Below are 25,323 nucleotides of genomic sequence, written 5' to 3' on the forward strand. Positions count from 1 at the left end.
TTATATTGTGGCGACAGGACCCGGCAGCCCCGCGACGCCGGGGTCGAAGGCGAACAGATCACCCGCAAGGGGCTGCTCTGTCAACGCTGTCATATCCAGTCCCTTGCGCGCTGTCGTGGCATAGGCAACCGACAGGTCGTCGCCGCCGAACGCGATCTTGGTGATGTTGGCGACCGGAAAGCGGACTTCGCGCATCAGCGCCCCCGCCGGGTCATAGCGCCGCACCGCCCAGCCACCGAAGAGGCCCGTCCACAGGCAGCCTTCGGCATCGATCGTCGGCCCATCGGGATAGCCAGCGCCATTCTCGATCGTTGTAAAGAGCGACGTTTCGCCAATCGCGTCATCGGCGTCGAGCGCGGTGCGCCAGATATGGCGACCGAGCGTATCGGTATGATAAAGCGTTCGACCATCGGGCGAAAGCGCCGGGCCATTGGTGATGGAGACCGGGGGCAGGCCGACATTGACGCAGGTGCCCTGATGCAACCGATAGATGTGACCGCTATCAGCCTTTTCCGCATCGTCCATCGATCCGAACCATAGCGCCCCGTCCGGCGCAACGGTCGCGTCGTTCAGCCTGTTGCCGGGCAGATGCGCTTCGGGTGCGTGCAGCAGCCGGAAGCTGGCGCTCGCCGGGTCGAAGCGGTGAATGCCCGATTGCAGCCCGACCGCGAACATGCCGTCAGCGGTCGGCACGATCCATCCGACCTGTCCCGGCGTGGTCCAGCTCCGCGCGACATTGAGCGCGGGGTCGAAACGGTGGACGCAATGGCCCTTTATATCCACGAACCACAGCGCGGCGTCGCGTGCGACCCAGATCGGGCCTTCGCCCAGCATCGCGCCGACACTCAAAACACTCTGGGGCGTCACGCTGGTCATGTCAGCGCCAGCCGGCATCAATGAAATAGTCATGGCCGGTGCAATAGCGGGCATCGTCCGACGCCAGGAACATCGCCAGCGCGGCGACGTCGACCGGCATGATGCGTCCGTCCAGGCATTGCGCGGCGACGATTTCCGCCTCGCCTTCGGGCGTGTACCATTTGAGCTGGCGCGGCGTTTTGACATTGCCCGGAATGATCGTGTTGACGCGGATATTGTCGCGGCCAAGGTCGCGGGCCAGGCTGCGCGTCATACCCTCGATCGCCGCCTTGGCGGTCTGGTACAATATCAGTTCGGGCAAGGCGAGGTGCCAGCTTATCGATCCGAAATTCAGGATCACGCCACCGCCCGCGCGCTTCATCGCCGGAACGGCCGCCTGCGCGGCGAAGAACAAATGGCGCAAATTCACCGCCATCCGCTCGTCCCAATAGGTCGGCGTAACCTCCTCGATCGTGTGGCGGTCGTCGTTGGCGGCATTGTTGATCAGGATGTCGATGCCGCCCAGTTCGGCCTCGACCTGCGCCATCATCGCCTGCACCGCATTGATGTCGCACAGATCGATCGCGTGGAAAATCGGCGTGAAGGCCGCATCGCTCAGGCGCGCCACCAGCGCTTCGCTTTCGGCTACGGCGATGTCGCAAAAGGCGACATGCGCGCCCTGCGCAACAAAGCCTTCGACCAGCCCCTCGCCGATACCGCTGCCGCCGCCGCTGATGAAGACCCGTTTGCCCGCAAGGCTGGGGTAGATAGCGCGATTCATGCGACGGCTTTCTCTTTGGCGCTGTTCAACAGGCCACGTTCGGCCAGATTCATCATCAGGGCGGTCAGGCCATAGGTCCAGGGCGCGGCATCCTTCGACGTCACGACTTCGTTCACCAGCTTGCCAAGGCGGGGGGTGGCGATGGCGACGATATCGCCGACCTTATGGGTGAAGCCGCGACCCGGCTCGTCGCGGTCCTGCACCGGCGCGAACAAAGTGCCCAGGAACAGCGCGAAGCCATCGGGATATTGATGCTCCGACATGGTCTGGCGCATCAGCTCCAGCGGATCGCGGCTGATCTGGTTCATGCTGCTGCTGCCTTCCAGGCGATAGCCTTCCGGCCCGTCGATGGTCAGCGCGACTTCGGCATTGCGTACATCGTCGATGGTGAAGTCTTCGTCGAACAGGCGAATGAGCGGACCCAGCGCGCAGGAGGCATTATTGTCCTTCGCCTTGCCGAGCAGCAGCGCCGAGCGCCCTTCGAAATCGCGCAGATTGACGTCATTGCCCAGCGTCGCGCCGATAGCGCTCCCGGCCGAATTGCCGATCAGCACGATTTCGGGTTCGGGGTTGTTCCAGGTGGAATCGGATCGGATGCCGATCTGCGCGCCTGCACCCACGGTCGACAATATCGGAGCCTTGGTAAAGACTTCCGCATCGGGTCCGATCGCGACCTCCAGATATTGCGACCAAAGCTCGTCCTCGATCAGTGCGGCCTTGAGCGCGGCGGCTTCGGGCGAGCCAGGAACCACGGCGCGGATCGACCCGCCGACCCGTTCTTCCAGGCGACCCCGGATGGCGGCAGCGGCGCTGGCATCGCCACGCGCCCGTTCCTCGATCACGCGCTCGATCGCCGACAGGGCAAAGGTCACGCCCGCCGCCTTGACGCATTGCAGGTCGACGGGGCTGAGCAGCGGCAATGTCAGGGAATCGAGCGCGCCCAATGCCTCGCCGCCATCGCTGCCGAGCGGGAGCATCTCGACCAACTGGGCGACGGTGGGGGCCACCCTGCTCATGTCATGGGCTATGCCTTCAACGACCATGATCGGACTGGGGCCAGCGGCGGTCAACACGCGCCCCAAAAAGCGGCCCTCTCGCCAATCGGCGGGCAGGGCGTCGAGCAAGACATGGTCCCCCGGCATCATCAACTCCTAAACAACAACTCTTGATTGATAGCGCTACCAACATAATTGCGGTGGCGAAGTCAAGGGGGCACATCGCGATTCTTTGGCTATCGCTGTCATCGCGTCCTGCGTGGCCATTGGGGGAGGAAAAAAACGACGGGGGACGTTCGCAAACCTATCTGTCATCTTTTCATCGATGCAGGACTTTGCCATAACGCATTCCATTATGGATAACTCAGACAAGGGCGCGCCGCAGGACGGCGCAGATGATGCTCCCGCCGCAGGATTGCCGGACGACGAGCCTACCACCCTGGATATGGTGAACGCAGTTCGCCGTTCGATAAGCAAGACGGCCTGGACCGGCGCGGCGGTGGGCATTGGCTCGGCCGCGATCGTCGCAGCGCTGCTCTACACCCGCAAGCGGTCCTGATACGCGCAAAAAAGGCGGCATGGCGTTGCTGCCATGCCGCCGTCGGTGCGACCCGACTGACTCTTATCCCTTCCTTCGTGACAGGTCGGGAAATTCTCGTCTGTGTCAGCCCGCGCCACCGCTCAGATAGGTGACGAGTTCAGGCTTGCTGATCGTCGCATTCTTGTCGGTATCAGCGGTCACAAAGGCTCCGTTGGCCCAAGCGGTGACTTCCGCTTCGGGAAGGGTCTGACCCGTGGCCTTGGTCTCCTGCGCCTTCAGCGCCACCATCCAGCGGGAAAATTCCGTCTGGCTGAGCTTGCCATCACCATCGGTATCATAGGCCGGAAATTCGGTATCAACGATGGTCGCCACCGTGTTGGCGGGATTGGTGGGCGTCGCCGCCTGCAATGTCGCCGCTTCGGGCTGGACCGGGGCAGTCTGTGGCGTGGCGGTATCAGACATCATATCCTGCTGCGCCATGGCGGGCGCGGCGATGGCCAGAGCGGTGGTGAACAATAGAGTGCGGATCATGACAATCTCCTCTTAAGCGACCCGTTTTTCGCGATATTGATTTGGCATCAATACTGTTTGAATAGTGCAATAAGAATAGATGAACTGCCGCTATTGTTCCTGAACATCCATTCATATTGCCCCATTCGTCTTGCGAATTGCGTCAATTCATCTTGTTTGGCGTATCGGCTGCGTGCGGCATGCCGACCGGCGCGGATATGCCGCCCGCCGATTTGCCCCGCGCTGCCGACGCTGCTAGGCGGCGCGGCATCTTATCTCCTCCAGTTGCAGGATTCGCTCATGATCCCTCGCTATTCCCGCCCCGCAATGACCGCCCTCTGGGAGCCGGAAGCCCGCTTCAAGATCTGGTTCGAGATTGAGGCGCATGCGACGGAGAAGCTGGGCGAGCTGGGCGTCGTGCCGCCTTCGGCCGCCAAGGCGCTGTGGGACTGGTGGGCCACAAACCCGGTGATCGACGTCGCCGCGATCGACGCGATCGAGGCTGTCACCAAGCATGACGTCATCGCCTTCCTGACCTGGGTCGCCGAACAGGTGGGCGACGAAGCCCGCTTCATGCATCAGGGGATGACGTCGAGCGATGTCCTCGACACCTGCCTCGCGGTCCAACTGGCCCGCGCGTCGGACCTGCTGATCGAGGATATCGACCAGCTGCTCGCCGTCATCAAGCGCCGGGCCTTCGAACATAAGCTGACCCCGACCATCGGCCGCAGCCATGGCATCCATGCAGAACCCGTCACCTTCGGCCTCAAAATGGCCGAAGCCTATGCCGAATTTTCCCGCTGCAAGGCGCGCCTGATCGCGGCCCGCGCCGAAGTCGCCACCTGCGCCATTTCCGGCGCGGTCGGCACCTTCGCCAATATTGATCCTGCCGTCGAAGAGCATGTCGCCGAAAAACTGGGCCTCGCCATCGAACCCGTCTCGACCCAGGTCATCCCGCGCGACCGCCACGCCATGTTCTTTGCCACGCTCGGCGTCATCGCCAGCTCGATCGAACGGTTCGCCGTCGAAGTCCGCCATCTGCAGCGGACCGAAGTGCTGGAAGCGGAGGAATATTTCTCGCCCGGCCAGAAGGGTTCGTCGGCCATGCCGCACAAGCGCAACCCGGTGCTGACCGAAAATCTGACCGGCCTTGCCCGCGTCGTCCGCGCCGCCGTCGTGCCCGCGCTCGAAAATGTCGCGCTTTGGCACGAACGCGACATCAGCCATTCGTCGGTCGAGCGTTTCTTCGGTCCCGATGCGACGATCACCCTCGACTTCGCGCTGGGTCGCCTGACCGGGGTGATCGACAAGCTGCTCGTCTATCCTGAGCGGATGATGAAGAATCTCGACAAGATGGGCGGCCTTGTCCACTCGCAGCGCGTGTTGCTCGCGCTCACGCAGGCCGGTGTCAGCCGCGAGGACAGCTATCGCTATGTCCAGCGCAACGCGATGAAAGTGTGGGAATCGGACGGCCAGCTATCGCTGCTGGAACTGCTCAAAGCCGACACCGACGTCACCGCCGCGCTGCCGCCCGAACAGATTGAGGAAAAATTCAACCTCGATTATCATTTTAAGCAAGTCGACACGATCTTCCACCGCGTCTTCGGCGAGGCGTAATAGCACACGTCCCATAAACCCCTCCCCCTTGAGGGGGAGGTTCGGTGGGGGAGTGCTGCCGCCAGCCTCGACACGCGCGCCTTCGCCTCATCTCCCCGGCGGGGCAGGGCTATCGCATATGGCACCCAACCCATCCAAAGTCGTCACCCTGAACTTGTTTAGCATGACGAAGCAAAGAGGGATGCATTCCTTACGCCATAGCGCTGCCCTCTGGGGAGGGGAGATGAGTTGCAATCGTCGCGCGTTGTCATAAGGCTCCGCCGCAACGCGCCTTATTATCGCACGCCCAGCCTCGGCCGCATCCTCGGAGCCGCATCCGACTGCCGCCGCACCAGCTTATGCTCCAGAACCAGATGTTCAGAGTCCGTTTCGGCCCCACGCCGTCCTTTCAGCAACCGCACCAAGACCTCGACCGCCGCGCGCGACATGGCGCTGATCGGCTGGCGGATCGTGGTCAGTTCGGGCCAGATGGTGGTGGCGAGCGAGGTGTCATCGAACCCGCACACCGTCAGGTCGCCCGGCACATCCAGCCCGCTGCGATGCGCGATCGCCACCGTCGCCGCCGCCATATCGTCATTGCTGGCAAAGATGGCCGTGGGCGGATCGAGTAGCGACAATATCTGTTCGGCCGCGTCCAGCCCTGACCGATAGGTGAAATAGCCCTGCGCGATCAGTTCATCCAGCACCGGCAGGTTCGCTTCGCTCAGCGCCGCAAGATAGCCTTCGAACCGCTTGCCGCTCGCAGTCTGGTTGGGGTTGCCCTTGACGAAGCCGATGCGTGAATGACCAAGTGTGATCAGGTGGCGCGTCATTTCATAGGCGGCCTGAAAATCGTCGATGCTGACCGCGGCCAGGTCGCCGGGTGCCCGGCCGGTCGCCACCGCGACGGCGGGAATATCGGCGGCCTTCAACGCCGCCACCATTTCCTCCAGATCGCACAGCGGCGGCGGCAGGATGACGCCGTTGATCCGTCCGCGCAGCAGATGGTCGACCACCGCCTTCACCGACGTCTGCTCGTCCCATTTCTCCACGACCAGGTCGACGCCGCTGCGGCTCGCCTGGTCCAGGCTGCCGACCAGAAATTCGCTCAGATAAGAGGAGGACGGGTTGCTGTAGAGCAGGCCGATCCGCAGTTCATCACCCCCCGCCAGGCTGCGCGCAGCAGCGCTGGGGGCATAGTTGAGCGCGACGATGGCGGCATCGACCTTCGCCTTGGTCGCCGGGCGCACCACCTGCTCGCCATTGATGACGCGCGACACCGTCATGGGCGATACTCCGGCATGGCGCGCCACGTCGTTGATCGTGGGGGCGTTGCGCTGACGGCGGGAGGATCGGGTATCGGTCAATGCGGGGTACTTTCGGGTCGGTAATGATGTCGCCGAAGTGGTAGCGACATCACCCCGTCGGATTAAAGCGAAAAATCACGGATTGCCCGGCGCATAGGGGAATTTGCGCATTTTATAGGCTTCTAGCGTCTCAGGCGGCGACGCGGCCCCGGCGGGCAGGGGGCGACGGGCGATCGACTGGAAATAGGCAATGCTCGCGTCACGCCACCATTGGGCTTCCTTTTGCTGGATGGCGAGGAAGGTCTGCGTCTGCGCAAAGCGCTCCCCATCGACCATCGGACGCAGCCCTTCCCAAGTCGCGCGCATCCCCGCGACATAGGCAACGCCCCGGTCATAGCGATGGACAAGGCCATCCCACAGCGTCTCGCCCGACGCCAGCCGATAGTCCCAAGGCAGATGATGGAACCACAGCAAGTCCCGCTCCGGCGTGGTGCGCGGATCGGCGAACCGTTTGGCCAGCGGCGGCGCATATTGGGCGATGGCATTGCTGCCGCTCTTGGTCCGGTCAAAGCCGATGCCGGTCGCATCCGCCTTATGATAATAGACCGGGTTCCATTCGGGCCGCGCTAATTCCGATACCCAGGGACCGGGACCATAATGGTGGCCGGTGTCCATCACATGGGCAAGGCCGAGCGGCGTCATATAGTCCACCGCCGCCTCGCGCGATCCCATCATCATCGTGGCAACCGGCTCGACCACTGCCTTGTCGGGCGTGAAGGTCAGCGCCGCCCATTCGCGCGCCACCGTATCGGCGGTCAGGTCCGGGTTCCAGGCCATCCGCCCGAACGCATACCAGTCCGCCTGGTTGAAGATCGACCCGCTCCAGTCGCGATCCGTGCCGATATTGGCGACGCCCGCAATCCCGGTCAGCTTGTGCGCTTCCAACGATCCGTCGATTACCTTGGCGACCGTCGATCCCTTGCCCTTCGCAAACGTATCGCTTTTCAGCGTCTCTTCGAACAACGGCCCCAAATAGGTCAGGTGCGTCGATTGCCCCAGATATTCCTTGGTGATCTGGAACTCCATCATCAACGGCGTCTTGGGCATCGCCCCGAACAGCGGATGGAACGGCTCGCGCGGCTGAAAGTCGATCGCGCCATTCTTGACCTGGACGATGACATTGTCGGCAAACTGGCCGTCGAGCGGCTTGAAATCGGCATAGGCCTGCTTGGCGCGATCGTCGGGATTGTCATGGGCGTAGACAAAGGCGCGCCACATCACGATCCCGCCATGCGGCTTCACCGCTGCGGCCAGCATGTTCGCGCCATCGGCATGGGTGCGCTTATAATCCTGCGGACCTGGCTGCCCTTCGCTATTGGCCTTGACCAGGAAGCCGCCAAAATCGGGGATCGCCGTGTAAATCTCGTCGGCCTTGGCCTTCCACCAGGCAGCCACGGTCGGATCGAGCGGATCGGCGGTTTTCAGCCCATCCAACTCCATCGGCGCGGTCCATTTGACCGATAGATAGACTTTGATGCCATAGGGCCGGAACACATCCGCCAGCGCCGCCGCCTTGGCGATATAGGGCGCGGTCAGGCTGTCCGACTTGGCATTCACATTGTTGAGGACGGTGCCGTTGATGCCGATCGACGCATTGGCGCGGGCATAATCTGTATAGCGCGGCCCCTTCCAGTCGGGCAGCCGCCACCAGTCCCAGATCGAAGACCCTGAATAGCCGCGCTCGACCGTGCCATCCAGATTGTCCCAATGGTTGAGCAGGCGCAGGCCGATGCGCGGCGCGCTCCGCACATCGATCGCATCGAGCGCCGCACCCGATTGCGCCAGCCGCAGCCAGTGGAATGCACCATGCAGCAGCCCACTGTCGCTATTCGCCGCGATCAGCGTGACCGGCTGTCCCTCAACCCGAATCGACCGGATCGCATAGCCTTCCTGGCCAAGGTCGTTCGTTTTAACTGGCAGGGCAGGCGCGGTCTTCGGCGTCGCCAGCCATAGGGCACCCGGCGCAACCATATCTGACAGGCTGGGGGGAGCGCCGGTCATACCGATGATGCCGCGTTGCAATTCGTCTCGCGCCGCTTGCATCGTCGCGCTGCCAGTGGGCGCAGCGATCACTCGCGCATGGGCTGAAATGCGCGCGGCCGTCGCATCGTCGGCACGGGGATAGCGCAGCCAGAGGTCATAGCCGTCCTCTGCCCGTGCCAAGGGCGTCAGGCTGGCCAAGGCAACAGCCATCATCCAGCAAATCAGGCGCGCGATCATCTCTTCCTCTCCCTAGCGTCGGCTTGCTCCGCCCGCTATCGGGCATTGACAATTCCAACTTGTCTTACCAATGGTAACGCTATCAGCGATGATCCGGCAAGCAGAAACGTGACAGTTCGGCAAAATTGGAGAGGTGCATCATGAATCATCACCGCAACATATCAATCCGGGGGACGATTTCGATCGTCCTGATGACGTAATGACCATGACTGTTGCGCGACGCCAGGCGCTCGGACTGCTGGCTTCCACGTCGCTCGCCGCGGCAACTCCGGCCATGGCCGCGAAAAAAGGCGGCCCGCTCTACAAGGACGCGACCGCGCCGATCGACCTGCGCGTCCGCGACCTGCTTGGCCGCATGACGCTGGAGGAAAAGGTCGGCCAGATCATCGCGCTCTGGGCGACCAAGGCCGATATCATGGATGGCCTGACATTCTCCCCCGCCAAGGCGAGTCGCGCCTATCCCGCAAGCTTTGGCCAGATCACCCGCCCGTCCGACAAGCGCGGCGCGCCTGACGGATCGGAGCAGGCTGGTGGCGTGGGTGCCCGCTGGCGCACACCGGCGGACACCGTGGCTTTCATCACCGCGATCCAGAAATGGGCGATTGAGGACACCCGCCTCGGCATCCCCGTTCTGTTCCACGAAGAATCGCTGCACGGCTATATGGCGACCGACGCCACCAGTTTTCCGATGGCGATCGGTCTGGCCGGCAGTTTCGACCGCCAGTTGATGTATGATATCCAGTCCGTCACCGCGCGCGAAGTTCGTGCCCGTGGCGTGCATCTCGCTTTGTCCCCGGTGGTTGATATCGCCCGCGATCCGCGCTGGGGCCGAATCGAAGAGACCTATGGCGAAGACCCCTATCTCTGCGGCGAAATGGGCGTAGCCGCGGTGCTGGGCCTGCAAGGCGAAAGCAAGCAGCTTGGCCCGGACAAGGTGATGGCGACGCTCAAGCATATGACCGGGCACGGTCAGCCTGAAAGCGGCCAGAATATCGCGCCTGCCTCCATCTCGGAGCGCCAGTTGCGCGAGAATTTCTTCCCGCCCTTCCGCGAAGTCGTCCGCCGCACCGGCATCGCCGCCGTCATGCCCAGCTATAATGAGATTGATGGCGTCCCCAGTCACCAGAGCAAGTGGCTGCTGGGCGACATTTTGCGCGGCGAATGGGATTTTGATGGCGCAATCGTCAGCGATTATGGCGCTGTCCACGAACTCGACACCATCCACCATGTCCAACCGGACCCGGAGGCCGCGGCGAGGGCGGCACTGCGCGCCGGGGTGGATTGCGAATTGCCCGATGGCCTGACCTATCGAACGCTGGTGGATCAGGTACGCGCGGGCAAGGTGCCGGTCGAAGCGGTCGATATGGCCGTGCGCCGCATGTTGACGCTCAAATTCCGCGCGGGCCTGTTCGAAAATCCCTGGCCGCGCAAGGATTATGACGCGCTGACCGGCAATGCCGAAGCGCGCGCGCTGGCCTTGAAAGCCGCGCACAGGTCGATTGCGCTGCTCAAGAATGACGGCACGCTGCCGCTGGCTGCAGGCGCGCATAAGCGGGTCGCGGTCGTCGGTCCCAATGCTGCCGTCGCGCGCCTTGGCGGCTATTCCTCGATCCCGCGCCAGGAAGTGTCGCTGCTCGAAGGCATCAAGGCCAAGCTCAAGGGCAAGGCGCAGGTGGTCCATGCCCAGGGTGTCTTCATCACCCAGAGCGAGGATCGCTCGGCGGACGAGGTGCTGCTCGCCGACCCCGCCAAGAACCGCGCCTTGATCGCCCAGGCGGTCGAGGTCGCCAACAGCGCCGACGTCATCATCCTCGCGATCGGCGACACCGAACAGACCAGCCGCGAGGGCTTTGCCAAAAACCATCTTGGCGACCGTACCAGCCTTGATCTGCTGGGCGAACAGAATGACCTGTTCTTGGGCCTAAAGGCGACCGGAAAGCCCGTCATCGTTTGCGCCATCAACGGTCGCCCGCCCAGCTATCCAACCGTAGTGGAGGGCGCGAATGCGCTGCTCGAATGCTGGTATCCGGGGCAGGAGGGCGGCACGGCCATGGCCGATATTCTCTTCGGTGACGTCAATCCCGGTGCAAAACTGCCTGTCAGCGTCGCGCGGAATGAGGGACAAATTCCCATTTTCTACAATCGTAAGCCTTCCGCTACGCGCGGCTATCTGTTCGCGGAAAACACGCCGCTCTTTCCGTTCGGATATGGCCTCAGCTACACCCGCTTCGAATTTGGCCAACCCCGCCTGTCCGCACCGCGCATCGGTTCTGGCGGGCAGGTGACGGTCGAGGTCGACGTGCGCAATGTGGGCGACAGGGCAGGGGACGAAGTCGTCCAGGTCTATGTGCACGACCAGGTCGCCAGCGTCACCCGCCCGGTCAAGGAATTAAAGGGGTTTGAGCGAATCACTCTCGCGCCGGGCGAAAGCCGCACTGTCCGCATCACGCTCGGCCCCGATGCCTTCGCGCTTTGGAATCTCGACATGCACGAAGTGGTCGAACCCGGCCTCTTCGACATCATGGTCGGCCCGGACAGCGAAACTCTCCAGACCGTCACGCTTGAAATCATCTGAACAGGACCGCGTTCATGTCTAAAATCCTTGATGCAAAAGTCATCATCACCTGCCCTGGCCGCAATTTCGTCACGCTGAAGATCATCACCGAGGACGGCGTCTATGGCCTTGGCGACGCGACGCTTAACGGTCGCGAACTGTCTGTGGCCAGCTATTTGCAGGACCATGTGATTCCCTGCCTGATCGGGCGCGATGCCCATCGGATCGAGGATATCTGGCAATATCTCTACAAGGGTGCCTATTGGCGGCGCGGGCCGGTCACCATGTCGGCCATCGCCGCCGTCGATACCGCGCTCTGGGATATCAAGGGCAAGCTGGCGGGCCTGCCGGTCTATCAGTTGCTGGGTGGTGCCAGCCGCGAAAATGTGATGGTCTATGGCCATGCCAATGGTACGACTATCGAGGATACGGTAGCGGTCGCGCTCGATTATCAGCGGCAGGGCTATAAGGCGATCCGCATCCAGTGCGGCGTGCCCGGCATGGCGTCCACCTATGGCGTCAGCAAGGACAAATATTTCTACGAACCCGCCGACGCCGACCTGCCGACCGAAAATGTCTGGAACACGTCCAAATATATGCGCGTCGTGCCCGAATTGTTCAAAGCCGCGCGCGAAGCGCTCGGCTGGGACGTCCACCTGCTGCACGACATCCATCATCGCCTGACCCCGGTCGAAGCGGGCCGTCTGGGCAAGGATCTGGAACCCTATCGCCCCTTCTGGCTGGAGGATGCGACGCCCGCTGAAAATCAGGAAGCCTTCAAGCTGATCCGTCAGCACACCACCACGCCGCTGGCGGTGGGCGAAATCTTCAACTCCATCCACGACTGCCGCGAGCTGATCGAAAACCAGTTGATCGACTATATCCGCGCCACCGTGGTCCATGCGGGCGGCATCAGCCATCTGCGCAAGATCGCGAACCTCGCCGATCTCTATCAGGTCCGCACCGGCTGCCATGGCGCAACCGACCTGTCGCCGGTCTGCATGGCCGCGGCGCTGCATTTCGACCTCAGCGTCCCCAATTTCGGCGTACAGGAATATATGCGCCACACCCCCGAAACTGACGCGGTCTTCCCCCACGCCTACACGTTCGCCGACGGCGCGATGCATCCCGGCGAAGCGCCGGGGCTAGGCATCGACATCGACGAGGAACTGGCCGCGAAATATGAGTATAGCCGCGCCTTCCTGCCGGTGAACCGGCTCGAAGACGGCACGATGTTCAACTGGTGATGGGGTGAATTGCCCCTAGGCAGTTTCGTCATTCCCGCGAAGGCGGGAACCCATCTCCCGTCATAGCGGCGATGGACAGGGCCGGAGATGGATCCCCGCCTTCGCGGGGATGACGACGTATTTGGAGAGGCCAATGAGTAACCCGACCATCCCCAAACCCTCCGGCAAAGTCCGCTGGATCGTCTGCGCTTTGCTCTTCTTCGCCGTGGTGCTGAGCTATGTCGATCGCCTCGTCCTGCCGACGCTCAAGCCCGATCTTCAGGCGCGCTATGACTGGAGCGAGAGCGGCTATGCCGATCTCGCCATCTGGTTTCAGGCGGGCTACGGTATTTCCTACGTCTTTTTCGGCCGCCTGATCGACAAGATCGGCGCGCGGGCAGGCTATACGCTGGCGGTGTCGCTATGGACGATCGGCCATGTCGCGCACATCTTCTTCACCTCGACGGCGGGCATGTTGATCGCGCGTATCCCGCTCGCGATCGGCGAGGCGGGCACCTTCCCCGCCGCCATCGCCGCGACCAATGAATGGTTCCCCAAGAAGGAACGCGCCTTCGCGATCGGTATCTTCAACGCCGGGTCCAATGTCGGCGCGATCCTGACCCCGCTGATCGTGCCGATCATCGCCGTCACCCTCGGCTGGCGCTGGGCCTTCATCCTGACCGGATTGCTGACGGTCATATGGCTCGCCGCCTGGCTCAGCTTCTACCGCACCCCACGCGAGAAAAAGAGCCTCACCGCCGAGGAACTGGCCTGGATCGAAACCGACCCGGTCGAACCACAACGTCCCGTCAAATGGGCGACGCTGTTCCGCCTGCGCCAGACCTGGGCCTATATGGCCGGGCGCTTCCTGATCGATCCGGTCTGGTGGACCTTCCTCTTCTGGTTGCCCGATTTCTTCAACAAACAATATGGCGTCAAGATGCTCGACTTCGGGCCGCCGCTGATCGCCGTCTATCTGCTGGCCGATGTCGGCTCGGTCGCGGGCGGCTGGGCTTCGTCGCGCTTCATCGGCCGGGGCTGGAGCATTAATCGCGGGCGCAAGACGGCAATGCTGCTCGCCGCGCTCTGCGCCGTCCCCATCGCCTTCGCCACGCATGCGCCTAATATGTGGGTTGCGGTTGCGCTAATTGGGCTTGCCTGTGCCGGTCATCAGGGCTTTTCCGCCAACCTGTACGCTTTGCCCGGCGACGTCTTCCCCCGCTGGATGGCCGGGTCGGTCGTCGGCCTCGGCGGTCTGGCCGGCGCTGTCGGCGGCATGATGATGGCCAAGTTCGCCGGGGTCATCCTCGAAACCGTCGGCAGCTACGGTCCCATCTTCGCCGTCGCCTCCTGCGCCTATCTCGTCGCGCTCGCCACCATCCACCTCATCATCCCGCGCTACCAGACCGTCGATAGCGCCGCCATCAGGGCAGAACCATGACCCGTCGCCTCCTGCAAAAAGCGTCAACCAGTGTACGGGTCGCTGTCCGCTTGGCCTGCATCGCCACGGCCTTGGCTACCGGGTCCGCCCATGCGCAAAGCTGCTCCCCGACCTGGGTCGCGGGCTGGGCTTCGTCCCAATTCCGCCCCACTGGCGACGCCGCGCTTCCGCCCGGCACACTGGCGAACCAGACCCTGCGTCAGGTCGTCCGCCCCTCGGTCAGCGGCGATCGCGTCCGCATCCGCCTGTCCAACCTCGCTGGCACCAAGCCACTTCCCATCCTGGGCGCCAGCATCGCCCGCGCGACCAGTTCCGCCGCGCCCACCATTGATCCCGCAAGCCGGATAGCCCTCCGCTTCGATGGCAAGCCCGACGTCATCATCCCGCCCGGCGCGGACTATCTGTCCGACCCGGTCGCGCTATCGGCTAAAGCGCTCGACACGCTCGCCATCTCGATCCGCTACGCCGCCGACGACCCCGAACAGACAGCGCATCCCGGTTCGCGCGCCACCTCCTGGCATCTGCCCGGCGACCATCTTGCTGACCCGCAATTTGCCGGAGCGGCGAGCTTCGACCATTGGTTCAACCTGGCCGCGCTCGAAGTCGAACGCTGCGCCCCCGCCCACCTCATCGTCGCGCTGGGCGACTCGATCACCGACGGCAAGAACAGCACTACCAACGGCAATGATCGCTGGACCGACCGGCTGGCCGAACGCTTGCAGGCCGACCCGAAGCGCCGCCACATCGCGGTCGTCAATCAGGGGATCGGCGGCAACCGGCTGCTCGACGACGGGCTTGGTCCCAACGCGCTCGCCCGGCTTGACCGCGACGTGCTGGCGCAGCCCGGCGTTACCCATCTCATCCTGCTGGAGGGGATCAACGATCTCGGCACGCTCACCCGCGAAGCGCCCGTCAGCACCGCCGCGCATCAGGCCCATGTCGCGCGCATCATCGGCGCCTATCGCCAGATCATCGCCCGCGCCCGCGCCAGGGGGATCAAGGTCATCGGCGCGACCGTCATGCCCTTCGTCGGCAATGATTATTATCACGCCGACGCCCAGAACGAAGCCGACCGCCAGGCCGTCAATGCCTGGATCAGGCAGCCGGGCAATTTCGACGCGGTGATCGATTTCGATGCCACGACCCGCGACCCGGCACGGCCCGATCGCTTGGCGCCCGCCTATGACAGTGGTGACGCGCTCCATCCGTCACCACGCGGCTATCGGGCGATGGGCGACGCGATCGCGCTGGACCTGTTCGACTGACCGGCAGCGGTTATTTCCGCCGTCCCCCGGCATCCAACACCGTTTCCATCGCGACGAAGGTGGAGGTGCTGGCGACATGGGGCAGGGCGGAAATCTTCTCCCCCATCACCATGCGATAGCGGCGAATATCCGCCGTCCGCACCTTGAGCAGATAGTCGAAGCTGCTCGCGATCATATGGCATTCCTCGACTTCCGCGATCCGCCGCACTGCCGCATTGAACTCCCGCAGCGCTGCCTCGCGCGTATCGCTTAGCTTGACCTCGGCAAAGGCGACATGGTCCATCCCCAGCTTCGCCGGATCGACTATCGCGCGGAACCCATGGATCACGCCGGTTTCGATCAATCGTTTCAGCCGCACCTGGCACGGCGTCTTGGACAGGCCGACCAGCGCCGCGAGATCGGTCACGGTCATGCGGCCGTCCTCCACTAGAGCGGCGATGATCTTGCGGTCGAATTCGTCCAGATCGACTATTGTGGCGGCTTTATCCATCATTACTGCCTAGCACAGAGGCATGAATAAGTCATATCCGCCATCCAAACGGACCGGATAAGTCAGATCGACGCCGTCATATGCGATATTATGGCAAGTATGACCGTCCAGCCCCCCTTTGCCGCTTTCGCCCCTGCCATCCGCGCCCAGTCCCCGCTGCGCCAGGCGATCACCGGTGCCTATCGCCGCGATGAAGCCGAGGCGCTCGCCCCGTTGATCGTTGCGGCGACGCTGCCCGATGCGACCCGCGCCGCAGCGCGCGAAACAGCGCATAAGCTCGTCACGGCCCTGCGCGCTAACCACAAAGGCACCGGCGTCGAAGGTCTGGTGCAGGAATATGCGCTGTCCAGCCAGGAGGGCGTCGCGCTGATGTGCCTTGCCGAAGCGCTGCTCCGCATCCCCGATGCCGCGACCCGCGACGCGCTGATCCGCGACAAGATCGCCGACGGCGACTGGGGGTCGCATCTGGGCACTGACAAGTCGCTGTTCGTCAACGCCGCTACCTGGGGACTGGTGGTCACGGGCAAGCTGGTCGGCAGCGTCGATGATCGCGGCCTTGGCGCAGCGCTGACGCGCCTCGTCGCACGGGCGGGCGAGCCGGTCATCCGGCGCGGCGTCGACCTGGCCATGCGGATGATGGGCGAACAATTCGTCACCGGCGAAACCATCAAGGAAGCACTCAAGCGCGCCAAGGTGATGGAGGCCAAGGGGTTCGCCTACAGCTATGACATGCTGGGCGAAGCAGCGACGACGGCCGAGGACGCCGCGCGCTATCATGCCGATTATGAACAGGCGATCCACGCGATCGGCAAGGCGTCGGCCAAGCGCGGCATCTATGCCGGGCCCGGCATCTCGATCAAGCTGTCCGCGCTCCACCCGCGCTATGCCCGCGCCCAGGCCGACCGGGTGATGGCCGAGCTTCTGCCCCGCGTGCAGCAACTCGCCGCGCTCGCCAAAAGCTATAATATCGGCTTCAACATCGATGCGGAGGAAGCCGACCGGCTCGACCTGTCGCTCGACCTGCTCGAAAGCCTGGCGCTGCATCCTGCTCTCTTCGACTGGAACGGGCTTGGCTTTGTGGTCCAGGCCTATGGCAAGCGTTGCCCCTTCGTCATCGACTGGATCATCGACCTTGCCCGTCGCGCCGATCGCCGCATCATGGTCCGTTTGGTCAAGGGCGCCTATTGGGATGCGGAGATCAAGCGCGCGCAGGTTGATGGCCTCGCCGATTTCCCCGTCTATACCCGCAAGTTGCACACTGACATCGCCTATATCGCCTGCGCGCAAAAGCTGCTCGCCGCGAAGGACGCGGTCTTCCCGCAATTCGCCACCCATAATGCGCAGACGCTGGCCACCATCCATGCGATGGCCGACCCGGATTTCAGCATCGGCGCTTATGAGTTTCAGTGCCTCCATGGCATGGGCGAGCCGCTCTACGAACAGGTGGTTGGCGCGGGCAAGCTCGACCGCCCCTGCCGCATCTATGCGCCGGTCGGCACGCATGAGACGTTGCTCGCCTATCTCGTCCGCCGCCTGCTCGAAAATGGCGCGAACAGCAGTTTCGTGAATCGCATCGCCGACCCGGCCGTGTCGGTGGAGGAGATGATCGCCGATCCCGTCGATACCGTCCGCGCCATGGCCCATCCCGGTGCCCGTCATGACCAGATCACGCTGCCTGCCGCCATCTTCCCTGATCGTCGCAATTCCGATGGCATCGACCTCAGCGATGAAAGCGCGCTCGCAACGCTGACACAAGCGCTCCAACTCAGTGCGACGCTCGACTGGACCGCCGCCCCGCAAGGCGGGGCGGGCGAGGGGCGGCCCGTCCGCAACCCGGCTGATCATCGCGATATCGTCGGCACTATGGTCGAAGCAAAGGTGGACGATGCCCGCGCCGCGGCGATCCGGGCGGCCGCATCGCTCTGGCGCAACACGTCGGTTGCCGATCGCGCTGCCACGCTTGATCGCGCCGCCGACGCGATGCAGGCGCGCATGCCGATCCTGCTTGGTCTGATTGTCCGCGAAGCGGGGAAATCCATCCCCAACGCCATCGCCGAAGTGCGTGAGGCGATCGACTTTCTACGCTATTATGCGCAGCAGGCGCGGACCACCTTCGGCCCGCCGCAGCAGGCGCTCGGCGTCGTCACCTGCATCAGCCCCTGGAATTTCCCGCTGGCGATCTTTACCGGCCAGGTCGCTGCCGCGCTGGTCGCGGGCAATGCCGTCCTGGCCAAGCCTGCCGAAGAGACGCCGCTTATCGCTGCTGAAGCCGTCCGCCTGCTCCACGCCGCAGGCGTGCCGACCGACGCGCTCCAGCTTTTGCCGGGCGATGGCGCGATCGGTGCTGCGCTCGTCGCCGCGCCGCAGACGGCGGCCGTCATGTTCACCGGATCGACCGAGGTCGCCCGCCTGATCCAGCGCCAGCTTGCCACCCGCCTGTCGCCACAGGGCAGGCCGATCCCGCTCATCGCCGAAACCGGCGGGCAAAATGCCATGATCGTGGATTCATCGGCGCTCGCCGAACAGGTTGTGGCGGACGTCATCGCTTCGGCCTTCGACAGTGCGGGCCAGCGCTGTTCGGCGTTGCGTGTCCTGTGTCTGCAGGATGACATCGCCGATCGCACGCTGACGATGCTCAAGGGCGCGCTCGCCGAACTCAGCCTCGGCCGCACCGATGCGCTCAAGGTCGATATCGGCCCGGTCATCACCGCCGAGGCCCAGACGGGCATCAACGCCCATATCGATGCCATGCGGGCGATGGGGCGGACGGTGGATCAACGACCGCTGCCACCCGAAACCGCGCATGGCACCTTCGTTGCGCCGACCATCATCGAGATTGAGAGCCTTACCGACCTGGATCGCGAAGTCTTCGGCCCGGTCCTCCATGTCCTGCGCTTCCGTCGCGACGGATTGGACGCGCTGGTCGATGCGATCAACGCTACCGGCTATGGCCTGACCTTCGGTCTGCACACTCGGCTCGATGAAACGGTCGCGCGCGTCACGCGCCGGGTGAAGGTCGGCAATATCTATATCAACCGCAACGTCATCGGCGCGATCGTCGGGGTCCAGCCCTTTGGCGGCTGTGGCCTGTCGGGCACCGGGCCGAAGGCTGGCGGGCCGCTTTATCTGGGGCGGCTGGTCACCACGCCGCCGGCGCTGGCGACGCGGGTCAGTCGCCTGCAAACGCCGCTCCACGCCTTTGCCGACTGGCTCGATGCGCAGGGCTATGGCGAGGCCGCGAGCGAGGCGCGCCGGGCGGGCGATGCGTCGGCGCTGGGTGTCGAAATGACGCTGCCGGGGCCGGTCGGCGAGCGCAATCTCTATACCCTTCATCCGCGTGGGCACATGTTGCTGCGTCCTGCCACCCGTGCCGGACTGTTCCGTCAGATGGCCGCGATCCTTGCCACCGGCAACAGCGCCACGGTGCAGGGCATGACTGTACCACCAAGCCTGCCACCGGAGGTGGCCGCGCATTTCACGGCAGATCCGAGCGCACCCATTGCCGCAATATTGGTCGAGGGAGACGCCGAGCGCGTCGCTGCTGCGGTCCAGGCCGCCGCCGATCTGCCCGGCCGGATCGTGCCGGTTCATGCCGAAACTGCTGGCGGTTACTGTCTCGACTGGTTGCTGGAGGAAGTCTCTACCTCGATCAACACGACGGCGGCAGGGGGCAATGCCAGCCTGATGATGATCGGCTAAGGGCTCAGCCTCCGATCATTACCTGCAGCCGGGAAATGCGCGAGCGGTGGATGCGCCAGCGGCCGTCCACCCGCTTATAGTCTTCATGATAGTGGCCGCAGCCATGCAGGGTCATGCTGGTGCCGCTGGCATCCCAAATCTGGTCCTCCATCGCGATCACGCCGCGCGCGTCATCCGGGCCGATGATCTCGACTTCATGGCCATGGCCATGATGGACGGTGCGTTGCGTGCCGATCGCGGTCTGGATGAAGGCGACGATGGTGTCGCCGCCTTCATAGACCCAGTCATTGCTTTCCGCCGCCCGGCCTTCGTCGCCCTTGCCGTCGATACTGAGTGATGCGCGTGCGTCGAACAGGGCGTCGTCGCAGAAGACGTCGCGCAGCCCGGCCCAGTCCTTATTGTCCATCAAGCGGAAATAGCGGGCCTTGAGCTGTTTGATCGCCTCGATCGCCAGCAATGTCTCGACGCCATCCATGCCACCATCTCCCATTGATTATAGCGCGCTCTTATGCCGTCGAACATCGTCCCGCCCCACCTGCGACAAGTGCCAGCCCATCCCGCCTGACAGAAGTGCAAGGCGACGGGGCAGGCCGTGACGCCTATTCCTTGGGTACAAGAACGCCAGCAGGAGAGAGCAGCATGGACCAGCCCGCCATTCATCCGCTGACCATGGACGGTCGCGATCCCGCCGCGTTGCGCGGCGATCCGATCAGCGGCGACCGCTATACCAGTCGCGATTTTATGCAGCAGGAATGGGACCATCTGTGGACCCGGATCTGGCATGTCGCGGGGCGGACGGCGGAACTGGAGGAGCCGGGCGATTATGTCGTCCACGACTTCCGGCATGAAAGCGTCATCTGCATCCGGCAGGACGACGGAAGCATCAAGGCCTTCTACAATGCCTGCGGGCATCGCGGTATGCGCCTGACCGATGGCAGCGCTTTTGCCGAGGCCTTCACCTGTCCCTATCATGGCTGGAAATGGGGCAAGGACGGCATGCTCCAATATGCGCAGGACCCGCATGATTTTCCGCAGGGCAACCCCTGCGGAAAGTTGACGCTGAAGGAACTGCGCTGTGCCACCTGGGGCGGGTTCGTCTGGTACACGATGGATGACGCCGCGCCCGACCTGCTCGATTATCTCGCGCCGATGCCGGAGCTTTACAAAAGTTACCCGATGGAAACGGGCGTCCGGGTGTTCTGGATGAAGATCAACCTCAACACCAATTGGAAGTTCGCCACCGACAATTTCTCCGAAAGCTATCATACCCGCACCGCCCATCCGCAGGTGCCGCCCTGGATCGACCAGGATGTCGATACCGCCCGGCATGAAATGTATCCAGCAGGCCACGGGCGCACGGTTCAGCCGATGCGGCCCTCGCTCAGCGACCGGCTGCCCGACGGCGTGCCGCACCCGTTCGACCATATCCTGCGCCAGTGGGACATCGATCCGGACAGCTACTCGGACTATGAGACCAAGGCGATGCAGGGGTGGCTGGACCTCAAGGCCGCCAAGCGGCGGCTATGGCGCGAGCGGGGCTATCTCCATTATGAACATATGGACGATGAACAGATCACCGACAGTCCGCATACGGTGATCTTCCCCAACGTCACCATTTCCTTCCTGCCCGACAATATCCTGTTCTTCCGCACCGAACCCCATGCTGATGATCCGGGCAAATGCACCTTCGATCTATGGTGCATGGCCTTTCCGGTAGCGGGGCAGACGGAGGTGGAATCGATCATGGCGGGACGACAACCGTTCAGCGAAGCGGACATGCTTTGGCGTGATTTCGACAATGGCCGGGGCGTGCCGGAAATTGAGGGGCAGATCGTCTATCAGGACATGATGCTGGCCGAAGGGATGCAGCGGGGGATGCATTCGCGCGGCTATGGCGACGCTTATTTGAGCGCGCAGGAAACGCGGGTGCGCTATTTCCATGAGGTGCTGAACGATTATCTGGCGGGACGGCGATAAGCCTGGATCAGGGTGCGCCGTCCGCATTTTCCGGCGGCTGGGTCGGGGCGATGCGCGGAGGCAGGATGCCCGCTGGTGCGGCGGGCTGGTCGATCGGCAAGCGGATTTGATTGCCACCGATATTAACCGTTACGCCGTCCCCATCGACGCCCACGCCGACATTGCCGATGCCGGTTTCGACCGCGATATTGGCGATGGCATTGACGAGGTCGGCGTCCTGTGTCTCTTCGGGCGCATCCGCAACCGGCTCGTTGATCGCCCCGCTCATGAAATTGCGCCAGATGCGGGCGGGCATGCCACCGCCTGCTGCGCCGCCGGGGAGCGGTTTGTTGTCGTCATTGCCGACCCAGACGGCGGTGACGAGGCCGCCCGCATAGCCCACAAAAATGGCGTCGCGGCTGTCCTGCGTCGTGCCCGTCTTACCGAAGGTACTGGTGCGCAGCGCCGCCGCGCTGCCGGTACCGCGATTGGCAGCGGATGAGAGCAGATCGCGGATCATCGCCAGTTCGCCGCTGTCGAAGGCGCGCTGCCGCTCCAGCAGCCGTTCGAACCATCCCCGTTCTTCGGGCGGCAGGCCATGCGCGACCACTGGAAAGGCGCCAAGGGCGACCGCCGCATAGGCTTCGGCCAGTTCGATCAGTGGGATTTCCGACGTGCCGAGCGCGAGGCTCAAATCCTCGGTCAAGGGCGCGGTGATGCCCAGGTCGCGCGCGACCTTGATCACGGCATCGACGCTGACCTTTTGCGTCAGGCGGATGGCGGCGACATTGCTGGATGCGGCGAAGGCCTGACGCAGGCTGATGCGGCCGCGATATTTGCCGCCATGATTGGCCGGGCGATAGCTGCCGGTGGTAATCGGCGTGTCGTCGATCATGTCTTCGGGTGTCATGCCAGCGCGGAAGGCGGCGAGATAGACGAACAGCTTGAAGGTCGATCCGGGCTGGCGCTTGGCCTGCACCGCGCGGTTGAAGCTGCTTTTGTCGTAATTCTTGCCGCCGACCATGGCGACGACGCTGCCGTCGGGCTTCATTGCGACGAGCGCGGCCTGCGCGCCGCCCAGGGGCGCACGGCGGACAGCGGCTTCGGCGAGGCGCTGGATGCGCCAGTCGAGTGTCGTTTCGATCTTTTGCTCGCCATAGACCGCGCCCGCCCGATCTCGCGCCTGCGGCAGCATCCAGTCGGCGAAATAGGTGCCGGTGGTGGCGTCGGGCACATCATGGACGTTGAGGCGGGCAGGCGGCAGGGCGTTGCGCTCCGCCTGGGTCAGATAGCCCGCATCGACCATCGCCTGCGTCACCAGCGCGGCGCGGGTGCGCGCGCCCTTGAGGTTGCTGGTAGGCGCGAGGCGCGAGGGGGCCTTGAGCAGGCCCGCCAGCATCGCGGCCTGCGGGATGGTAAGGCGGTCGGGCGAGCGGTTGAAATAATGACGGGCAGCGGCGCGCAGGCCATAGACATTATCGCCGAAATAGACGTTCGACAGATAGCGTTCCATGATCTGGTCCTTGGTCAGCCAAGCCTCCAGCCAGAGCGCGATCATAGCTTCGCGCGCTTTGCGCCCCATGGTGCGGTCGCTGGACAGGAACACGCCCTTGGCGAGTTGCTGGGTGATGGTGCTGCCACCCTGCGAAGCGCCATCATTCCACAGATTATGCCAGGCCGCGCGCGCGATGCCGCGCGGGTCGATGCCCCAATGGCTGGCAAAGCGGCGATCCTCGATTGCCATGAAGGCCTGGGGCACATGGGTGGGGAGGTCGGCCATCGTTACGGGCGTGTCAATGACCGCGCCGCGCCGGGCGATGAGATGACCGTCCGCCGACATGAGGCTGAGGCTGGGCGGGGCGATCGGTTTGAGCGACTGCGACAAGGGCGCGGTAATGGCGAGCCAGGCGATGGCGATCATCACGATGGCGAGGCCCGCTGCCATGATCCAGCCCATTATCTGCAACCGTCGCCGCCATGGCGTGGGCGGCGCGAAGGCGCTGGGCGGCCCCGCGCCAAATTCGCGCGGCTGCGTGGATGGATCAATAGGGCCAGGCTCAGTCATTGGTGTCGACATGCTGTGTTATTCATATGACACAGTCAAGCCTGTCCCGCAGTGGGACAGGCGAAAATTGCCCATCAAATACAATGGTCGAAATGGTAAATAATGCGTTAACCTGTCGCTATGCGAAACCGAACCCTTGTCCTGACCACAGAATCGGCCCGTCATCCCTTTCGCCAGCGGCTGCCCGCCCATGTGCTGCGCGTGATGGAAAAATCCCCCGCTAGCAAGGCGCGGGTGGTGGATGATGATAATGACTGGAAGCTGTTCGGGCTGAGCTTCTGCGCTTTCTTTACCGCCTTCTACAGCTTCATTTCCTGAGGGACGCGCCATAGGGGCAGCCCTCATCAATGACATATCGGGCCGTCGCAGGCCTTATGCAGTTTCCACGCCATCGCAGCACAGGGCAGCGTCAGGAAGGCGACGAGCAGCAACTGCATTACCACGGGCATGCCAGCAATGCTGAGGCCGATCGCGCAGAGCGACCCGATGACCATCGCACCTGAATTGACGATATTATTCGCCGCGACGGTGCGGGCCGCTTCGCATTTTTCGACCGTCGTGGTCAGGAAGGCGTAGAGCGGCACGACGAACATGCCGCCGAAGGTCGAGACTCCGAGCAGACAGAGCGATAGCGGAATGGCCAGCGGATGCGCCACGAAGTCGCGCAACGACAGCATCTCGCCAGCGGGTTCGGATGGCCACATAACGCACACGAAATGGAAAGCCACGATGCACAGGCCCATGCCGATGACGGAGGCAGGCGCATATTTGGCGGAGACATGACCCTGAAGCAGGCGGTTGATCGCGACCGAACCGATGGCGATGCCGATGGAGAAAATCGCGAGGAACAGGCTGGCGACGGCCTTCTCGGCAGTCAGGACGTTTTTAACGAGGGGCGGGAACTGAATGAACAGGATCGACCCGACCGCCCAGAACAGGCTGATCGACATGATTGCCAGAAACAGCCGCCGGATATGCATCGTCCCGCGCACCAGCGCGACCGACGCGCGGATGATATGATAGTCGATCGGCTGCGCGGAGAGAAGTGAGGGCGCGGAGGGTACTTGCCGTCCGGCGACATAGCCGATCAGTGCGGTAATGATGATGCAGACCGCCGCCGCCTCGACCGGGATGATTCCCGCCAGGATCGTGCCAGCCAGGATCGCGATATAGGTGCCTGCCTCGACCAGGCCGGTGCCGCCCAGCACCTCTTCGTCATGGAGATGCTGGGGCAGGATCGCATATTTGATCGGGCCGAAGAAAGTCGAGTGGATGCCCATGGCGAACAGGGCCGCAAGCAGCAAAGGGATGGCGATCGTATGGACGCCGATGCCACTCCAGATGAGGCCGAGGCCGACCGCGCCGACCAGCATGATGAGGATTTCGGCCGCCTTTACCCAGCGGATAATGAGCGCCTTGTCGCGTTGATCGGCGAGTTGGCCGGAGAGGGCGGAGAGCAGGAAGAAGGGCAGGATGAACAGCCCCGTCGCCAGCGCGCTGAACCAGGTTTCGGACCGCTCGTCATTATAAACCTGATACACGACGAACAGCACCATCGCGTTCTTGAACAGATTGTCGTTGAACGCGCCGAGCAACTGGGTGACGAACAGCGGCAGGAATCGGCGCTTGTTCAAGAGCCTGAGAGAGGCTTGCATGGATAGGGGCGTCTTCTTTCCCGTTGGCGACCGGGGCGGGGTCTAGCGGTTGGCGGCGTCCCTGTCCAATGCCCCTTGCATGGAAGTCGATATGCCGTCTGGCTTGT

General features: G+C 63.5%; 19 protein-coding genes. 9 read left to right on the plus strand and 10 right to left on the minus strand.

The annotated features are described in order from the left end of the window. From V2I08_RS12280 to V2I08_RS12290, 3 genes are read right to left on the minus strand one after another with little or no spacing between them, the layout of a single operon-like run. Nucleotides 1-909 (minus strand): SMP-30/gluconolactonase/LRE family protein, encoded by a 909-nt coding sequence (locus V2I08_RS12280; protein ID WP_405053646.1) that lies wholly within the window; start codon nt 907-909, stop codon nt 1-3. Further along, a complete protein-coding gene (locus tag V2I08_RS12285; RefSeq protein ID WP_349635360.1) occupies nt 878-1,636 on the minus strand; it encodes an SDR family oxidoreductase in 759 nt (252 codons plus the stop codon). The genes V2I08_RS12280 and V2I08_RS12285 overlap by 32 nt, the downstream gene beginning before the upstream one ends. After that, complete coding sequence (locus tag V2I08_RS12290) at nt 1,633-2,778, minus strand: fumarylacetoacetate hydrolase family protein (protein ID WP_349635407.1); 1,146 nt, start codon at nt 2,776-2,778, stop codon at nt 1,633-1,635. The genes V2I08_RS12285 and V2I08_RS12290 overlap by 4 nt, the downstream gene beginning before the upstream one ends. A gap of 208 nt (nt 2,779-2,986) precedes the next feature. On the opposite strand from V2I08_RS12290, the gene V2I08_RS12295 reads away from it, so the two are divergent. Next, on the plus strand, nt 2,987-3,190 hold the full coding sequence (locus V2I08_RS12295) for a hypothetical protein (protein WP_349635361.1): 204 nt from the start codon (nt 2,987-2,989) through the stop codon (nt 3,188-3,190). 105 nt (nt 3,191-3,295) lie between these two features. Here the strand turns inward: V2I08_RS12295 and V2I08_RS12300 are convergent, their stop codons facing one another. After that, entirely contained in the window at nt 3,296-3,703 is a 408-nt protein-coding gene (locus V2I08_RS12300) for an EF-hand domain-containing protein (protein ID WP_349635362.1), read from the minus strand. Nucleotides 3,704-3,982: 279 nt separating this feature from the next. Here V2I08_RS12300 and purB point away from each other — a divergent pair, with 279 nt between their 5' ends. Further along, nucleotides 3,983-5,299, plus strand: a complete 1,317-nt coding sequence (gene purB, locus V2I08_RS12305; RefSeq protein ID WP_349635363.1) for an adenylosuccinate lyase — start codon at nt 3,983-3,985, stop codon at nt 5,297-5,299. A gap of 275 nt (nt 5,300-5,574) precedes the next feature. Here the strand turns inward: purB and V2I08_RS12310 are convergent, their stop codons facing one another. Next, nucleotides 5,575-6,645, minus strand: coding sequence for a LacI family DNA-binding transcriptional regulator (locus tag V2I08_RS12310; RefSeq protein ID WP_349635364.1), 1,071 nt, complete (start codon nt 6,643-6,645; stop codon nt 5,575-5,577). A 75-nt stretch (nt 6,646-6,720) separates the two neighbouring features. Further along, nucleotides 6,721-8,865, minus strand: a complete 2,145-nt coding sequence (locus V2I08_RS12315; RefSeq protein ID WP_349635365.1) for an alpha-glucuronidase family glycosyl hydrolase — start codon at nt 8,863-8,865, stop codon at nt 6,721-6,723. 199 nt (nt 8,866-9,064) lie between these two features. Here V2I08_RS12315 and V2I08_RS12320 point away from each other — a divergent pair, with 199 nt between their 5' ends. The 4 genes from V2I08_RS12320 (at nt 9,065) to V2I08_RS12335 (ending at nt 15,351) form a co-directional block, all read left to right on the plus strand. Next, nucleotides 9,065-11,440, plus strand: a complete 2,376-nt coding sequence (locus tag V2I08_RS12320) for a glycoside hydrolase family 3 N-terminal domain-containing protein (RefSeq protein WP_349635366.1) — start codon at nt 9,065-9,067, stop codon at nt 11,438-11,440. 14 nt (nt 11,441-11,454) lie between these two features. Then, nucleotides 11,455-12,666, plus strand: a complete 1,212-nt coding sequence (manD, locus tag V2I08_RS12325; RefSeq protein WP_349635367.1) for a D-mannonate dehydratase ManD — start codon at nt 11,455-11,457, stop codon at nt 12,664-12,666. Nucleotides 12,667-12,799: 133 nt separating this feature from the next. Next, nucleotides 12,800-14,086 carry an MFS transporter gene (locus V2I08_RS12330; RefSeq protein ID WP_349635368.1) on the plus strand — a complete coding sequence of 429 codons (1,287 nt, stop codon included), beginning with the start codon at nt 12,800-12,802 and terminating at the stop codon, nt 14,084-14,086. Then, nucleotides 14,083-15,351, plus strand: a complete 1,269-nt coding sequence (locus V2I08_RS12335; RefSeq protein WP_349635369.1) for an SGNH/GDSL hydrolase family protein — start codon at nt 14,083-14,085, stop codon at nt 15,349-15,351. The genes V2I08_RS12330 and V2I08_RS12335 overlap by 4 nt, the downstream gene beginning before the upstream one ends. 10 nt (nt 15,352-15,361) lie before the next feature. Here V2I08_RS12335 and V2I08_RS12340 read toward each other — a convergent pair whose 3' ends face one another. Then, nucleotides 15,362-15,841, minus strand: a complete 480-nt coding sequence (locus tag V2I08_RS12340; RefSeq protein ID WP_349635408.1) for an Lrp/AsnC family transcriptional regulator — start codon at nt 15,839-15,841, stop codon at nt 15,362-15,364. A 99-nt stretch (nt 15,842-15,940) separates the two neighbouring features. Between V2I08_RS12340 and putA the strand changes: the two genes are divergently transcribed. Next, nucleotides 15,941-19,540 (plus strand): trifunctional transcriptional regulator/proline dehydrogenase/L-glutamate gamma-semialdehyde dehydrogenase, encoded by a 3,600-nt coding sequence (gene putA, locus V2I08_RS12345; protein WP_349635370.1) that lies wholly within the window; start codon nt 15,941-15,943, stop codon nt 19,538-19,540. 4 nt (nt 19,541-19,544) lie between these two features. Here the strand turns inward: putA and V2I08_RS12350 are convergent, their stop codons facing one another. Continuing rightward, nucleotides 19,545-20,015, minus strand: coding sequence for a nuclear transport factor 2 family protein (locus V2I08_RS12350; protein WP_349635371.1), 471 nt, complete (start codon nt 20,013-20,015; stop codon nt 19,545-19,547). Between the two features lie 164 nt (nt 20,016-20,179). On the opposite strand from V2I08_RS12350, the gene V2I08_RS12355 reads away from it, so the two are divergent. Then, nucleotides 20,180-21,517, plus strand: coding sequence for an aromatic ring-hydroxylating dioxygenase subunit alpha (locus V2I08_RS12355; RefSeq protein WP_349635372.1), 1,338 nt, complete (start codon nt 20,180-20,182; stop codon nt 21,515-21,517). 7 nt (nt 21,518-21,524) lie between these two features. On the opposite strand, the gene V2I08_RS12360 is transcribed toward V2I08_RS12355, so the two are convergent. Continuing rightward, entirely contained in the window at nt 21,525-23,573 is a 2,049-nt protein-coding gene (locus V2I08_RS12360) for a transglycosylase domain-containing protein (protein ID WP_349635373.1), read from the minus strand. Nucleotides 23,574-23,681: 108 nt separating this feature from the next. Between V2I08_RS12360 and V2I08_RS12365 the strand changes: the two genes are divergently transcribed. Further along, on the plus strand, nt 23,682-23,879 hold the full coding sequence (locus V2I08_RS12365; protein ID WP_349635374.1) for a hypothetical protein: 198 nt from the start codon (nt 23,682-23,684) through the stop codon (nt 23,877-23,879). 26 nt (nt 23,880-23,905) lie between these two features. Here the strand turns inward: V2I08_RS12365 and V2I08_RS12370 are convergent, their stop codons facing one another. Further along, entirely contained in the window at nt 23,906-25,216 is a 1,311-nt protein-coding gene (locus tag V2I08_RS12370; RefSeq protein WP_349635375.1) for an MFS transporter, read from the minus strand. Between the last annotated feature and the right edge of the window lie 107 nt (nt 25,217-25,323).

The sequence above is a fragment of the Sphingobium sp. MK2 genome, assembly GCF_040170545.1.
In the GTDB taxonomy this organism is placed as follows: domain Bacteria; phylum Pseudomonadota; class Alphaproteobacteria; order Sphingomonadales; family Sphingomonadaceae; genus Sphingobium.

Coding starts and splice junctions, on each gene's coding strand:
- V2I08_RS12280 (WP_405053646.1), bottom strand. CDS start 909: ATGACTATTTCATTGATGCCGGCTGGCGCTGACATGACCAGCGTGACG.
- V2I08_RS12285 (WP_349635360.1), bottom strand. CDS start 1,636: ATGAATCGCGCTATCTACCCCAGCCTTGCGGGCAAACGGGTCTTCATC.
- V2I08_RS12290 (WP_349635407.1), bottom strand. CDS start 2,778: ATGCCGGGGGACCATGTCTTGCTCGACGCCCTGCCCGCCGATTGGCGA.
- V2I08_RS12295 (WP_349635361.1), top strand. CDS start 2,987: ATGGATAACTCAGACAAGGGCGCGCCGCAGGACGGCGCAGATGATGCT.
- V2I08_RS12300 (WP_349635362.1), bottom strand. CDS start 3,703: ATGATCCGCACTCTATTGTTCACCACCGCTCTGGCCATCGCCGCGCCC.
- purB (WP_349635363.1), top strand. CDS start 3,983: ATGATCCCTCGCTATTCCCGCCCCGCAATGACCGCCCTCTGGGAGCCG.
- V2I08_RS12315 (WP_349635365.1), bottom strand. CDS start 8,865: ATGATCGCGCGCCTGATTTGCTGGATGATGGCTGTTGCCTTGGCCAGC.
- V2I08_RS12320 (WP_349635366.1), top strand. CDS start 9,065: ATGACCATGACTGTTGCGCGACGCCAGGCGCTCGGACTGCTGGCTTCC.
- manD (WP_349635367.1), top strand. CDS start 11,455: ATGTCTAAAATCCTTGATGCAAAAGTCATCATCACCTGCCCTGGCCGC.
- V2I08_RS12330 (WP_349635368.1), top strand. CDS start 12,800: ATGAGTAACCCGACCATCCCCAAACCCTCCGGCAAAGTCCGCTGGATC.
- V2I08_RS12335 (WP_349635369.1), top strand. CDS start 14,083: ATGACCCGTCGCCTCCTGCAAAAAGCGTCAACCAGTGTACGGGTCGCT.
- V2I08_RS12340 (WP_349635408.1), bottom strand. CDS start 15,841: ATGGATAAAGCCGCCACAATAGTCGATCTGGACGAATTCGACCGCAAG.
- putA (WP_349635370.1), top strand. CDS start 15,941: ATGACCGTCCAGCCCCCCTTTGCCGCTTTCGCCCCTGCCATCCGCGCC.
- V2I08_RS12350 (WP_349635371.1), bottom strand. CDS start 20,015: ATGGATGGCGTCGAGACATTGCTGGCGATCGAGGCGATCAAACAGCTC.
- V2I08_RS12355 (WP_349635372.1), top strand. CDS start 20,180: ATGGACCAGCCCGCCATTCATCCGCTGACCATGGACGGTCGCGATCCC.
- V2I08_RS12360 (WP_349635373.1), bottom strand. CDS start 23,573: ATGTCGACACCAATGACTGAGCCTGGCCCTATTGATCCATCCACGCAG.
- V2I08_RS12365 (WP_349635374.1), top strand. CDS start 23,682: ATGCGAAACCGAACCCTTGTCCTGACCACAGAATCGGCCCGTCATCCC.
- V2I08_RS12370 (WP_349635375.1), bottom strand. CDS start 25,216: ATGCAAGCCTCTCTCAGGCTCTTGAACAAGCGCCGATTCCTGCCGCTG.